Origin of the sequence: Sphingomonas cannabina, from assembly GCF_021391395.1 — a bacterium.
GTDB lineage: Bacteria > Pseudomonadota > Alphaproteobacteria > Sphingomonadales > Sphingomonadaceae > Sphingomonas > Sphingomonas cannabina.
Genome location: NZ_CP090059.1, coordinates 1,823,263 through 1,835,485, shown reverse-complemented (window position 1 = coordinate 1,835,485; position 12,223 = coordinate 1,823,263). Strand labels below are relative to the sequence as shown.

Here is a 12,223-nt window from a genome sequence, read left to right as displayed (position 1 = left end):
TCGCAACCTAGCTCCGGCGGCTCCAGCAATGTCCTCGCTCACCATCCGGCCGGTCACGACAAAGGCCGACCGCAAGACCTTCGTCGACCTGCCCTTCCGCCTCTATGCCGACGATCCCAACTGGGTGCCGCCGCTCAAGTCCGAGGCGCTGGGCCTGATCACGCCCGAGAAGAACGGCTGGTTCAGCCATGCCAAGGCGCAGCTCTTCCTCGCCGAGCTGGACGGGCGCGTCGTCGGCCGCATCTCGGCGCACATCGACACGCTAGCGCTCGAGCAGCCGCCCGAGCAGGGCTTCGGCCCCGGCGTCGGCCAATGGGGCCTGTTCGATGCCGAGAATGAGGAGATCGGCCGCGCCCTCATCGCGCGCGCCGAGGAATGGCTGCGCGAACAGGGCATGAAACGCGCGCTCGGTCCCATCTCCATGTCGATCTGGGAGGAGCCCGGCCTGCTGATCGAGGGCTACGATCATCCCCCGACGGTGATGATGGGCCACGCCAAGCCCGAATATCGCGGCTGGATCGAAGGCGCCGGCTATCAGCCGGTCAAGCAGCTCCTCACCTATGAGCTCGACATCACGCAGGGCTTCCCGCCGATCGTCGAACGGATCATCAAGTCCGGCGAGCGCAACGAGCGCATCCGCGTCCGCGAGGTCGACAAGTCGAAGTTCGAGGAGGAAGCCGCGATCATCCTCGACATCCTCAACGATGCCTGGGCGGACAATTGGGGCTTCGTCCCGCTGACCCCGCCCGAGATCAAGGATGTCGGCGTCAAGCTGAAGCCGATCGTGTTCAACGACCTGATCCGCATCGCCGAGCTCGACGGCCGCCCGGTCGCGTTCATGATCACCCTCCCCGACCTCAACGAGGCGATCAAGCCGCTGAACGGCAACCTGTTCCCGTTCGGTTGGGCGAAGCTGCTGCTGTGGCTGCGCCGGCCGCGCGTGCGCACGATGCGCGTGCCGCTGATGGGCGTCGTCAAGGAGCTGCAATCGTCGCGGATGGCGAGCCAGCTCGCCTTCATGATGATCGAATATATCCGCCGCGCGTCGGTTACGCGCTACGGCGCGAGCCGCGGCGAGATCGGCTGGATCCTCGACGACAATCAGGGGATGCGTTCGATCGCCGAGACGATCGAGAGCAAGGTCAACAAGGTTTACCAAGTCTACGGCAAGGACCTGTGACGGCCGGCGGGCTGGCGAGACGCCGCCGGCTGCCCATCACTTCTTCGCGGCCAGTGGGTCGAACCCCTCCTTGGCGATCCATTGCTCGCGCGTGAGGCATTTGCGGTACGTCAGGATCGATCCGGTGGTTTCCTGCTTCACGCAATAGCGCTGCTCCCGCTTGCTCCCGGCTTGAGCATCGGAGGTGGAGACAGACGCCGGTGCCGAGGCGGGCGTTGCAGCGTCCAGCATCTTCGCACCCTGCGTGGCTGGAACAGGGTCCGATACGGTCAGTGCGGTCGCAATCGCAGCAATCAATATGGCGGAATGCAACATCGAAAGTCCTCCCGAACTCGCGGGGCCAAGAGGCGAGCCCGCACGCCAGGATTGTATTATCGACATACAACACTCAAGCGCGCTGACGTGAGCCGCATGCGACGCGGCGCCAACGGCATCGGTGCTGTCTACATCCGTAGTTGGGCAGTTCGTGGGATCGAAGACAGATGTTCAGCGTAGTGGCAGATGACCGCCCAGGCGCCCCTACTGCCGTAGCCTGACCCAGGTCGGTGCGTGATCGCTCGCCTTCTCACGGGCGCGATAATCCTTGTCGACGCCGGCGGAGTGGAAGCGGTCGGCCGCGATCGGGCTGAGCAGCAGGTGGTCGATGCGGAAGCCTGCGTCGCGCTGCCACGCGCCCGCCTGATAATCCCAGAAGGTCCATACGCCGCCGCGTGGATACTGGGTGCGCAGCGCGTCCGTCCACCCTTGCGCCAGCAGCGCGCGATAGCCCTGGCGGCTCTCCGGCTGCATCAGCGCATCCGACTGCATTGCACGCACGGAGAAGACGTCGTCGTCGTTAGGAATGACATTGTAATCGCCCGCAAGCACCACCGGCCGCTCCTCGGCAAGCAGCTCGCGTGCCCGTGCTGCCAGCCGCCCGATCCAGCGTAGCTTGTAGTCGAACTTGGGGCCTGGCACCGGATTCCCGTTGGGGAGATAGATCGAGGCGATCACCACCCCGTTCACCTCGGCTTCGAGGTAACGGCTATGCTCGTCCTCCGGTTCGCCGGCGAGACCGCGGTGGCGCTCGGCCGGGTCGGCGCCCTTCGCCAGCACGGCGACGCCGTTCCAACCCTTTTGTCCATGCCACACGGCGCCGTAGCCGGCGTCGCGGATCTCCTTCTCGGGAAAGCCGTCGTCGGCGGCCTTGAGCTCCTGCAGGCAGACGACGTCCGGCTGCTGCTCGGTCAGATATTCGATCAGGCGCGGGAGCCGCGCCTTGATGCCGTTGACGTTGTAGCTGACGATCTTCAAGCGACGCCGCTCAGACCGAGAAGCTCGAGCCGCAGCCGCAGCCTGAGGCGGCGTTGGGGTTGTTCACGCGGAATGCCGCACCGCCGAGGCTCTCGACGAAATCGACTTCCGCGCCGCGCACGAGATCGAGGCTGATCGCGTCGACCACCAGCCGGACCCCGTCGGTCTCGACGATCATGTCGTCGCTCTCCGGCGCGTCGGCGAGGCCGAAACGGTATTGGAAGCCCGAACACCCGCCCCCTTCGACCGACAGCCGCAGGATCGCGGGCTTGCCCTGGCGTTCGGCGATCGCGGCGACGCGTGCCGCGGCGGCGGATGTCAGTGCGATTTCGGAAGCGGCGAGCGTGGCCATGACGCTCAGATAGGCGACGCTAGCCTCAGCGGCAACCGGCAGTCAGATCAGTTGTTGGTCGCCGGCCCGCCCATCGCGACCTGCTGCCCGTGCGCGGCACGCGCCTGGATCGCGACCAGCGTGCTCGACGGCTGCAGGAAAGGGACCGGATTGACTGCACGGCCGTCGATGCGGACTTCGTAGTGAAGATGGCTTCCCGTCGACCGCCCGGTCGAGCCCATCAGGCCGATGAGCTGACCACGCTTCACGCGGGTGTTGGGCGTGACCAGGATCTTGGACATGTGCCCGTAGCGGGTCTCGATGCCCTTGCCGTGGTTGATCTCGACGAGATTGCCATAACCCGACGCGCGGCCGGCGCGGGCGACGATGCCGTCGGCGGTCGCGTAGATCGGCGTGCCGAGCGGCCCGGGGATGTCGACCCCGGCGTGCATCGCAGCGACGCCGCGGAACGGATCGGAGCGGACGCCGAAGTTGCTGGTGAAGCTCAGGTTCTGCACCGGCTGCATCGACGGGATCGAGATCGCGCCCTGCTCGAGCGTGTCGAGCTTCTTCCAGGTCTGGAACAGCGTCTTGAACTGCGCGTCGGAATCGGCGCTATTGAGCTCCGCCGCCGCCTCGGCGCTGTCGGCCGCCTCGAACGGACCACCCATGCCGCCGCTGACGAAGCGCTCAGGGGCGACGCCAAGGCGGCGCAGGTGACTGGTCGTCATCGCCAGCCGTTCTTCGGTCGCGCGCTGGGCGGCGCGGGCGAGCGCGACCTGGCGTGCCTCGATGCGCTGTAGCGGCGCCAGCACCGTGCCGGTGCCGTGCGAATCGACCGAAACCGGCTGGATGGCGGCGACGAGCTTCTCGGGATCGCCCTTGCCGGAGAGCACCGCCGCGATCAGCGCCTGGCGCTGCTCGACGCGCGCGGCATGGACACGGGTCGCGAGCTTGAGCGCGGCGACATCCGCCTGCATCGCCATCATCTCGGCGCGCATGCGGATCATCCGCGCCTCGGGCGAGGCCGGCGTGCCGGCGATACCGGTGGCAGCGACCGCACCGACCGCGGCCGAGGCGACGCCATAGGCGGAAAAGGCGAGCGTGACGGCGGCGGTGCCGGCGAGCAGCGCCTGCGCGCGGCCGGAGATGCTGAAGCGGCGCAGCGCCTTGCCGTCGTGGAAAATGAAGTCGCGAGTGGTGAACAGCGATCGCACCCGGTCGATGCGGCTCGACAGATTCTGAAAGGTGGTAGCGACCATCGATCCCCGCAACAAAAGAAAGCCCCTCAGGCCGACAGCCCGAATGGCAATTCGTCCGTGTCTCGTGTGGAACCCCCTCCGCACCAAGACGTTGAGACTTGTTGCTCGACCGATCAGCCCTGGGCAATAGGCGCGTAATAATCCCGCGTCAGACCGGCTGAGTCGCGCGCCGAGTCGTTGAACGGAGGCTTCAAGACGCCCCGAAAATACTGAGAAACAAGGCGTTGCCAGGTCGTTTCGGATACGATTCCTTTTTCCGCGCATAGCGATTCGAACCAGCGCGTACCAGCGTGCACATGGCGTACCTCGTCGGTAACAATGCGGCGGAGGATGCGCGCGGTGGCATGGTCGCCGGCCTCCTCGAACCGCACGATTGTCCCCGGTGTCACGTCCAGCCCCCGCGCCTCCAGCACCATCGGCACCACGGCCAGCCGCGCCAGCGGATCATGCGCAGTCGCCTCCGCCGCTTCCCACAGGCCGTCGTGCGCGGGCATTGCGCCATAGCGGCTGCCGAGCGCCTTCAGTCGCCGGTCGAGCAGCGCGAAATGCATCGCCTCGTCGGCGCCAACCCGCATCCAGTCGTCAGTGAAGCCGCGGGGGAAATGCGCCCCGAACCGCCCGACCAGGTCGAAGGCGAGATCGATCGCGACGAACTCGATGTGCGCGAGCGCGTGGATCATGGCGATCCGGCTGCGCTCCGATCCGGCGCGGCCGCGCTTGGGCATGCGGTTGGGCGGCAGCAGCTCGGGCTCCGCGGGCCGCGCCGGGCGATCGGGCATGACGAGGTCGAACGCATGGTCGAGCCGCCCCAGCCGCCAGTCGCGCGCAGCCTTGCGCGCCGCGGCGACTTTGGCGCGCGGATCGGCGGTGAGCAGTACCGCCCGCGCCGCCTCGGCGACGTTGGTCACAGCGCGCGGGCGGCCGCCAGCACCTCGGCGGCATGCCCGGCGACCTTCACCTTGCGCCACGCCCGCGCCAGCGTGCCGTCGGCGCGGAACAGGAAGGTCGAGCGCTCGATTCCCATGAAGCGGCGGCCATACATCGACTTCTCGACCCAGGCACCCAGCGCCTCGATCAACGCGCCGTCCGCGTCGCTGGCAAGCGGCACCGTCAGATCGTATTTCTTCGTGAATTTCACGTGGCTTGCCGGCGTGTCCTTGGAGACGCCGAGAACCTGCACACCGGCCGCCTCGAACTCGGGCATCAGCGCCGTGAAGTCCTGCGCCTCGCGCGTGCAGCCCGTGGTGTCGTCCTTGGGATAGAAATAGAGCACCAGCGGCTTGCCGACGAAGCCGGCGAGCCGCAGCGGTGCGCCGTCGCTGCCGGTCAACTCATGGTCGGGGAGCCGCTCGCCTTCGATCGCCATCACCGTTCTCCGATCACCGAATTCCATGCCGCACGCACGCTCTGCCGGGTGGTCTCCAGCGTTGCAAGCACGGCCGCCCAGTCGGGCAGCGACAAGGCGCGCGCGACCAGCGCCTGGGTCGCGGGCGGCGGCGGCTGGCAATCGGGCGCGACGAGACGCATCGTCACCAGCAGGCGCGTGAGGAAGTCGTGCGCCGCGCGCAGCTCACTCGGCAGATGTCCGGTCTCCACCAACAGGTCGATCGCGCGGCCGAGGTGCGGGTCGAAACCGGTGCGCCGGGTGAGCTGCGCGACATGGACGACGAACTCGAGGTCGACCAGCCCGCCGTCGAGCAGCTTGGCGTCGAGCGGACCTGCCGGCGGCTTGTGGGCGGCCATCTCGGCGCGCATCTTGACGGCGTCGGCGACGATGTCGCGCTCCGGCCGGTCGCCGGCGAGGATGCGGGCGATGATCGCACTCACCTCGGCCCGCGCCTGCGCCGAGCCGAAGATCGGCCGCGCGCGGGTCAGCGCCATATGCTCCCAGGTCCAGGCGGCTTCGCGCTGATAACGGTCGAAGGCGTCGAGCGAGACCACCAGCGGCCCCGACGTGCCGGAAGGGCGCAGGCGCGTGTCGATCTCGTAGAGCGGTCCCGACGCGGTCGGCACCGACAGCGCACCGCTGACGCGCTGGGCGAGACGGTTGTAGTAGAGCACCGCGCCCAGCGGCTTCTCCCCGTCCGATTCCGCCGCGAAATCGCCGGTGAACAGATAGATGAGATCGAGGTCGGAAGCGTGCGTCAGCGCCGCTCCGCCCATCCGCCCCAGCGCCAGGATCACCAGCTCGCTGCCGGGCACGCGGCCGTGGCGGACGGCGAACTCCTCGACGGTGGCGGCGGCAAGCACGTCCACCGCCGCTTCGGCCACGCGGGCATAGCCCGCGGAGACCTGCATCGGATCGCTGGTGCCGGCGACGATCTGGGTGCCGAGCGCGAAGCGGCGCTCCCCGACCACGCGGCGCACGCCGTCGAGCAGGCTCTGGTAATCGTCGCCTGCCTCCCGCGCCGCCATTTCTGCGGCGAGCGCCTCGACCTCTCCGACCGGATCGAGCGCGGAGGTGTCGAGCAGGCCGTCGAGCAGTTCGGCACGCCGCCCGAGCGCATCGGCGAGCGTCGGCGCATAGGCAAGGATGGTGGTGAGCAGTTTGAGCAGCGGCGGCCGCGCCTCGATGAGGTGGAGCACGTTGATCGCCGTCGGGAGCCGCGCGAGGATCGCGTCGAAGCGGATCAGCGAGGCATTGGCGTCGGGCGCCGCTCCCAATGCACGCACCAGCGCCGGCAGCACCGCCTCCAGCGCCGCCTGGGCCGGCCCGCTGCGCAGCGCCGGATAGGTCGCCGACCGCCACGTCGCGATCAGCCGGGCCGCCGCCTCCGGATCGGCGAAACCGGCGGTGGCCAGCGGCTCGACGCCGCCAGGAAGCTGCGGCGCCTCCTCGCCGTCGAGCGCGCCGTAGATGCGCTCGACCCGCTCGACGTGCGGGCGGAGCAGGTTGAGCAGCTCGCCCCCGTCGGCGAGGCCGTGCAGCCGGGCGATGCGATCGAGCCCCTCCGCCGTTTCCGGCAAGGCATGCGTCTGCCGGTCGTCGATCATCTGGACGCGGTGTTCGATCGTCCGCAGCAGCGTATAGGCTTCGGACAGCGCCGCCGCTTCCTCCGGGTCGATCCGCCCCGCCTCCGCGAGCCGCGCCAGCGCATCGCGCGTCGCCGGCGTGCGCAAGGCCGGTTCGCGGCCGCCGTGGATGAGTTGGTGGATCTGGGCGAAGAACTCGACCTCGCGGATGCCGCCGCGCCCGCGCTTCAGGTCGTAGCCAAGCCCGAACTGCTGCCCGCGCACATGATGGTCGCGGATGCGGGCGGAGATGCCGCGGATCTCGCGGATCGCGCCGAAGTCGAGCGCCCGACGCCATACGAATGGGCGGATCGTCGCCAGGAATTCGTCGCCCAGCGTCGCGTCCCCCGCCGCGGCGCGAGCGCGAATGAAGGCGGCACGCTCCCACGGCAACGCCTGCGATTCGTAGTAGGAGATCGCCGCCTCGACCGGCAGCACGATCGGCGTGACCTCCGGCGAGGGCCGCAGGCGCAGGTCGACGCGCAGCACATAGCCGTCGCCGTCGCGCGTCTGCAGCAGCTCGACCACGCGGCGCCCGATCCGCACCGCCGCCTCGCCCGGCTCGTCACGCTCGCGCCGCGGCAGCGTCGCCGGGTCGAACAGCAGGATCGGATCGATGTCGGACGAATAGTTGAGCTCGCGGCTGCCCTGCTTGCCGAGCGCGATCGCGGCGAGCCCCGCCGGCTCGGCACCGGGCACGCGCTCGCGGATCGCCGCGGCAATGGCACTGTCGAGCGCATGATCGGCGAACGCGGTCAACGCCCCGGTGGTGCGGGTCAGATCATAGAGGCCGGCAAGATCACCGATCGCCACGACCAGCGCTAGCCGCCGCCGCTCGAGCCGCAGGCGGCGGCCGACCGGCATGTCGGGATCGTCGATCGCTGCCGCTGCGAGGGGATCGGCAAGCGCCTCCGCCATACCGTCGACCAGCGCTCGCTCCCGCTCGATCAGCCCCGAAAGAAACGGCGATTCCGTCTTAGCGCGGGCAAGCGCCTGCTCGATCCTGTATTCTGAATCCGACATCGATCCGCTTGACGGGCGATCAGTCCGATCAAGTCAAGCAACAAATCCGTACTTTATTTGTTTTAGGCGCATGACTCAGATGCTCGGCAACTCCGCACGTGACGAGGCGACGGTCGTCGAACGGCCGCGCGCGGGCGATGCGATCGGGGTCGCCCTGCGTGAAGCCTATGAGCGCGATTTCGGGATTCCGGACGACCTCGCAGCGCTGCTCAGCCAATTGGATGGCAGCGACCAGGGCAACGGCTTCAGCCGTCGCGGCTGAGCTCGTCGACCTCTCCCATGATCGTGTCCAGCGCCGATTGGCCGTCGGCATCATGCTCGCGCCGTGACGGCAGCTTCCCTTCGCTGAGGATCGATTCGAGCGCCACCCGGCCGCGCGCGACGCGGCTCTTGATCGTGCCCACAGCGACGCCGCAGATCTCCGCTGCTTCCTCATAGGCGAAGCCGCCCGCACCGACCAGAATCAGCGCCTCGCGCTGCGGCTGCGGCAGATGGAGCAGCGCGCGCTGCATGTCGGTGAGCTCGACGTGCCGGTCCTGGCTGGCTGGCGCGGCGAGCAGCCGATCGGCGACTAGGTCGTCCCACTCGCCCTTGAAGCGCGCGCGGCGCATCTGGCTGAGATAGAGGTTGCGCAGGATGATGAAGGTCCAGGCGCGCATGTTGGTGCCCGCCTGGAAGCGCTTGCGTGCCGCCCATGCCTTGAGCAGTGTCTCCTGGACCAGATCGTCGGCGAGGTCGCGGCTACCCGACAGCGAACGCCCGAAGGCGCGCAGATGCGGGATCACCTGCGCGAGTTGCTCCTTGAACTCGGGATCGGACAGGGCGACGTGCGGCGCAGTCGGCTCGGCGGAATCGTCGGCGATGTCGTCACGCTCGGTCATCGTGATCCGTTCTTCAGGTCGCGCTCAACATAGGAGTGCGGGATTAATTTTCGAGAAGTTTGCGAAGGACTTCGCCGCTCAACGGAGGACGAGAACGGCAAAGATCACGATGACGAGGGCAAGCGAGATGCCCAGGATATAGCGGGTCATGTGCGGCGTCGCGCCGGCGCGGGCGCGCTCGGCGTCGACGTGCTGCACTCCGTCTCGGTCGATTTCGTCAGCCATGCCCCCTCAACACCTGAGAACCGTTTTGGCTCCGTAACTTGGCTCAATTTGCCGGCACGGTCGCCTGGTCGAAGAACAGCGCCTGACTGATCGCCGCCTTCACGGTCGAGCGCTGGAACGGCTTGGTGATGAGGAAGGTCGGCTCGGGTCGCTCACCGGTCAACAGCCGTTCGGGGAAGGCGGTGATGAAGATCACCGGCACCTGGAACTCGGCCAGGATGTCCTTGACCGCGTCGATACCCGAACTGTCATCGGCGAGCTGGATGTCGGCGAGCACCAGCCCCGGCCGATCCTCCATCGCCAGCGCCACCGCCTCGTCGCGGGTGACGGCGACGCCGGTCACCTCATGGCCGAGGTCGCGGACGATCGCCTCGATGTCCATGGCGATGATCGGCTCATCCTCGATGATCAGCACGCGGGCGCGGGTCTGCTTCTCGATCTCGGCCAGCGCGTCGGCGACCAGCCCGTCGACCTCCTGCGGCGTCTTGTCGATCAGATAGGCGGCATCCTCGGTGGTGAAGCCCTCCATCGCCGTCAGCAACAGCGCCTGGCGGGAAACCGGCGCGATCCGGGCAAGCCGGGCGCGGGCGATCGCTTCATGGTCGCTTTCCGGCGCCGCGGGCGTGCGGCCGTCGTCGGGGTGAGTCGGGCCCCAGATCGCCTGGAAAATGCGATAGAGTCCCAATCTGGGATCGACGTCGCGCGGAAATTCTTCCGGCGCGGCGACGATCGCTTCCAGCGTGGCGCGAACATAATGGTCGCCCTCGGACTGGCTGCCGGTGAGCGCGCGGGCGTAGCGCCGCAGGAAGGGAAGATGCGGCGCAAGCTGCTGTCCAAGCGACATTTCGGCGTTGTTCTCCGTCGTAAAACCCTGTCGTGCGGGGCCATCCACGCGACAGCTTAAATCTTTCGGCACAAGGGAGAAGGCCCCTCCCCGCATTTTGCACCGCCCTTGGGAACAATCGAAGCGATATTTGGTTTCACGTTCGCCCACGATCGCGTTGTGCGCGGCGGCAATGGCGTTTACCCGATGCCTGAGCCTTTGATGTTCCCCGGCCCTGCCGGGCCCGGAGGGGGGAAGACGTGCGTTCTGAGAAGACCGATTCTGACCCGAAGATGCGAAAGAAGGGAGAGCGGAAGCAGAAGGGAGACGACCGCAGCGTGGGCGAGGCATTGCGCGCGGTCTACCAGGATGCTGTTTCCGAGACGATTCCCGACGAAATGCTCGACCTGTTGAACAAGCTGGGGTAGCCGCCGGCGGATGGACGACGTTACCGGTCTCCCTGAGGGCGACCGCGCATTGCCAGCACTGGCGCGGATGCCGACAGGCGCCAAGCTGTTCCTCATTCTGAGCGCGGCTCTCCTGCCGCTCGCGCTGATCGCGGTGTTCGCCGCGCTCCAGACCACCCGCACCGCCGACGTCGAGAATCGTGCCGCGCTGAGGGTCGCGACCGGCGAGGCGGCGCGCTCGCTCGCGATCGAGCTTGTCGGCGACGCCAATGCGTTGCGATCGGCGGTCGCGGCGATCGAGGCCGATCCGGGCGACACCGCTGTCTGCGCCAGGACGCGCGGCGTGTTCGCCCCCAGCCTTCCCGCCGGCGCCCGCTATGCCGTGATCGACCGCGCGGGACAGCTTCGCTGCGGTGGGCCGATCGAGCGGGAGGCGCCCAAACCCGGCCCCAACGCCGTCGCGGTGCGGCTGCTGCCGGGCGGATTGCTGCTGGGCGTCACCGGCGGCAGCGGTACGGCACGGGCGACCGCCTTCTTCCCGACGGCCTATCTCGCCGACATCGCGCGCCCCAGCGGCTTCCTGCGCGCCTATGGCACCAGGCTGATGCGCGACGAGGATATGCTGGACCTGCGCCAGCTTCCCGGCACCGTGCTGTCCCGGCGCGAGCGGGACGACAGCCCGATCGGGCTCGACCGGCTGGTGCTGCACATGGAGGTCGACAGCGCGCCGATCACCTCGGCGGTGCTGGCGGCGATGCTGCTGCCGATCCTGATGTGGGCGGCGGCGGCGGGGATCGGCTGGTTCGTGGTCGACCGGCTGCTGATCCGCCCGCTCCGCCGGCTGCGCACGCGGGTCGGCGCCTATACGCCGGGCAGCGTGTTCGATCCCGGCGAGTTCGGAGCGATCCCCGCGCACGAGATCCGCGACCTCGGCGACACCTTCGCCGACCTGACCCGCACGATCAGGGATCACGAATCCGATCTCGCCGAGGGACTGACACGTCAGACCAAGCTCACGCGCGAGGTCCATCACCGCGTCAAGAACAACCTCCAGGTCATCACCAGCCTGATCAACTTCCACGCGCGCAGCGCCGTGGATGCCGAGGCGACCGCCGCCTATGCCGCGATCCAGCGCCGCGTCGATGCGCTGGCGGTGGTACACCGTCACCATTTTGCCGAGCTCGAGGAGAATCGCGGGCTCGGGCTCCGGTCGGTGATCAGCGAGCTGGCCGCCAACATCCGCGCGACCGCAAGCGGCCGCAGCCGCGATTTCGGGCTGACGCTGGAGATCGATCCCTATCTCGTCTCGCAGGATACCGCGGTGGCGGTCGCCTTCCTCATCACCGAGCTGGTCGAGATGGCGATGGGCGCGAGTCCGGCGGCACAGCTCCGCATCTCGGTGAAGCCCGGTGAGAACCAGACGCACGCCCTCGTCCGGGTCAGCTCTCCCGCGCTGATCGAGACGGAGGGACTGCGCAAGGCGATCGCAGAACGCTATGGGCGTGTGATCGAAGGGCTGTCCCGCCAGCTGCGCTCCCCCCTCCACCATGAGCCGCTGAGCGGGGCGTTCGAGATCGCGATCGCCATCACCGGGCGTGACTGAGCGGCATCAAAAATTTTTTCGAGAAATGGGAACCGGGGATCACAAGGAGCGTTCTGCGCTTCGGATAGTGACCTTTTGCCCCCCCGCTCTCGCTATCCAAGACATGGGCCCGGAAGCGTCTACCCTCCCCCCCCGGTGACGCTTCCGGGCCTACATCTTTTTCGGCCGTCCTTTCGGCGCATC

14 protein-coding genes are annotated in these 12,223 nt (G+C 68.1%); 4 read left to right on the top strand and 10 right to left on the bottom strand.

The window, feature by feature from the left end; genetic code table 11:
* Positions 1 to 28 precede the first annotated feature (28 nt).
* The gene (locus LZK98_RS08830; RefSeq protein WP_233786121.1) at positions 29 to 1,180 is read left to right on the top strand and encodes a GNAT family N-acetyltransferase; all 1,152 of its coding nucleotides are present in this window, start codon (positions 29 to 31) and stop codon (positions 1,178 to 1,180) included.
* Between the two features lie 36 nt (positions 1,181 to 1,216).
* Here the strand turns inward: LZK98_RS08830 and LZK98_RS08825 are convergent, their stop codons facing one another.
* The 7 genes from LZK98_RS08825 to LZK98_RS08795 form a co-directional block, all read right to left on the bottom strand.
* A complete protein-coding gene (locus tag LZK98_RS08825) occupies positions 1,217 to 1,495 on the bottom strand; it encodes a hypothetical protein (RefSeq protein ID WP_233786119.1) in 279 nt (92 codons plus the stop codon).
* Positions 1,496 to 1,699: 204 nt separating this feature from the next.
* Positions 1,700 to 2,473 carry an exodeoxyribonuclease III gene (gene xth, locus LZK98_RS08820; protein WP_233786117.1) on the bottom strand — a complete coding sequence of 258 codons (774 nt, stop codon included), beginning with the start codon at positions 2,471 to 2,473 and terminating at the stop codon, positions 1,700 to 1,702.
* 10 nt (positions 2,474 to 2,483) lie between these two features.
* Positions 2,484 to 2,825, bottom strand: a complete 342-nt coding sequence (gene erpA, locus LZK98_RS08815; RefSeq protein ID WP_233786115.1) for an iron-sulfur cluster insertion protein ErpA — start codon at positions 2,823 to 2,825, stop codon at positions 2,484 to 2,486.
* Between the two features lie 47 nt (positions 2,826 to 2,872).
* Positions 2,873 to 4,066, bottom strand: a complete 1,194-nt coding sequence (locus LZK98_RS08810) for a M23 family metallopeptidase (protein WP_233786113.1) — start codon at positions 4,064 to 4,066, stop codon at positions 2,873 to 2,875.
* Positions 4,067 to 4,179: 113 nt separating this feature from the next.
* Positions 4,180 to 4,974, bottom strand: coding sequence for a ferritin-like domain-containing protein (locus LZK98_RS08805; protein WP_233786111.1), 795 nt, complete (start codon positions 4,972 to 4,974; stop codon positions 4,180 to 4,182).
* Positions 4,971 to 5,432 (bottom strand): peroxiredoxin, encoded by a 462-nt coding sequence (locus LZK98_RS08800; protein ID WP_233786110.1) that lies wholly within the window; start codon positions 5,430 to 5,432, stop codon positions 4,971 to 4,973. Before LZK98_RS08800 ends, LZK98_RS08805 begins: the two co-directional genes overlap by 4 nt.
* Entirely contained in the window at positions 5,432 to 8,101 is a 2,670-nt protein-coding gene (locus LZK98_RS08795) for a bifunctional [glutamine synthetase] adenylyltransferase/[glutamine synthetase]-adenylyl-L-tyrosine phosphorylase (RefSeq protein ID WP_233786108.1), read from the bottom strand. Before LZK98_RS08795 ends, LZK98_RS08800 begins: the two co-directional genes overlap by 1 nt.
* Positions 8,102 to 8,180: 79 nt before the next feature.
* Here LZK98_RS08795 and LZK98_RS08790 point away from each other — a divergent pair, with 79 nt between their 5' ends.
* On the top strand, positions 8,181 to 8,363 hold the full coding sequence (locus LZK98_RS08790; protein WP_233786106.1) for a hypothetical protein: 183 nt from the start codon (positions 8,181 to 8,183) through the stop codon (positions 8,361 to 8,363).
* Here LZK98_RS08790 and LZK98_RS08785 read toward each other — a convergent pair.
* From LZK98_RS08785 to LZK98_RS08775, 3 genes are all read right to left on the bottom strand, one after another.
* Entirely contained in the window at positions 8,347 to 8,982 is a 636-nt protein-coding gene (locus LZK98_RS08785) for a sigma-70 family RNA polymerase sigma factor (protein ID WP_233786105.1), read from the bottom strand. The genes LZK98_RS08790 and LZK98_RS08785 overlap by 17 nt on opposite strands.
* A gap of 78 nt (positions 8,983 to 9,060) precedes the next feature.
* Entirely contained in the window at positions 9,061 to 9,207 is a 147-nt protein-coding gene (locus LZK98_RS08780) for a hypothetical protein (protein WP_233786104.1), read from the bottom strand.
* Positions 9,208 to 9,250: 43 nt separating this feature from the next.
* On the bottom strand, positions 9,251 to 10,051 hold the full coding sequence (locus LZK98_RS08775) for a response regulator (protein ID WP_233786103.1): 801 nt from the start codon (positions 10,049 to 10,051) through the stop codon (positions 9,251 to 9,253).
* A gap of 239 nt (positions 10,052 to 10,290) precedes the next feature.
* Here LZK98_RS08775 and LZK98_RS08770 point away from each other — a divergent pair, with 239 nt between their 5' ends.
* Positions 10,291 to 10,458 (top strand): NepR family anti-sigma factor, encoded by a 168-nt coding sequence (locus LZK98_RS08770; RefSeq protein WP_233786102.1) that lies wholly within the window; start codon positions 10,291 to 10,293, stop codon positions 10,456 to 10,458.
* A 10-nt stretch (positions 10,459 to 10,468) separates the two neighbouring features.
* Positions 10,469 to 12,040 carry a sensor histidine kinase gene (locus LZK98_RS08765; RefSeq protein WP_233786101.1) on the top strand — a complete coding sequence of 524 codons (1,572 nt, stop codon included), beginning with the start codon at positions 10,469 to 10,471 and terminating at the stop codon, positions 12,038 to 12,040.
* Positions 12,041 to 12,223 lie beyond the last annotated feature (183 nt).

Coding starts and splice junctions, on each gene's coding strand:
- LZK98_RS08785 (WP_233786105.1), bottom strand. CDS start 8,982: ATGACCGAGCGTGACGACATCGCCGACGATTCCGCCGAGCCGACTGCG.
- LZK98_RS08765 (WP_233786101.1), top strand. CDS start 10,469: ATGGACGACGTTACCGGTCTCCCTGAGGGCGACCGCGCATTGCCAGCA.
- LZK98_RS08810 (WP_233786113.1), bottom strand. CDS start 4,066: ATGGTCGCTACCACCTTTCAGAATCTGTCGAGCCGCATCGACCGGGTG.
- erpA (WP_233786115.1), bottom strand. CDS start 2,825: ATGGCCACGCTCGCCGCTTCCGAAATCGCACTGACATCCGCCGCCGCG.
- LZK98_RS08830 (WP_233786121.1), top strand. CDS start 29: ATGTCCTCGCTCACCATCCGGCCGGTCACGACAAAGGCCGACCGCAAG.
- LZK98_RS08800 (WP_233786110.1), bottom strand. CDS start 5,432: ATGGCGATCGAAGGCGAGCGGCTCCCCGACCATGAGTTGACCGGCAGC.
- LZK98_RS08790 (WP_233786106.1), top strand. CDS start 8,181: ATGCTCGGCAACTCCGCACGTGACGAGGCGACGGTCGTCGAACGGCCG.
- LZK98_RS08825 (WP_233786119.1), bottom strand. CDS start 1,495: ATGTTGCATTCCGCCATATTGATTGCTGCGATTGCGACCGCACTGACC.
- LZK98_RS08780 (WP_233786104.1), bottom strand. CDS start 9,207: ATGGCTGACGAAATCGACCGAGACGGAGTGCAGCACGTCGACGCCGAG.
- LZK98_RS08795 (WP_233786108.1), bottom strand. CDS start 8,101: ATGTCGGATTCAGAATACAGGATCGAGCAGGCGCTTGCCCGCGCTAAG.
- LZK98_RS08775 (WP_233786103.1), bottom strand. CDS start 10,051: ATGTCGCTTGGACAGCAGCTTGCGCCGCATCTTCCCTTCCTGCGGCGC.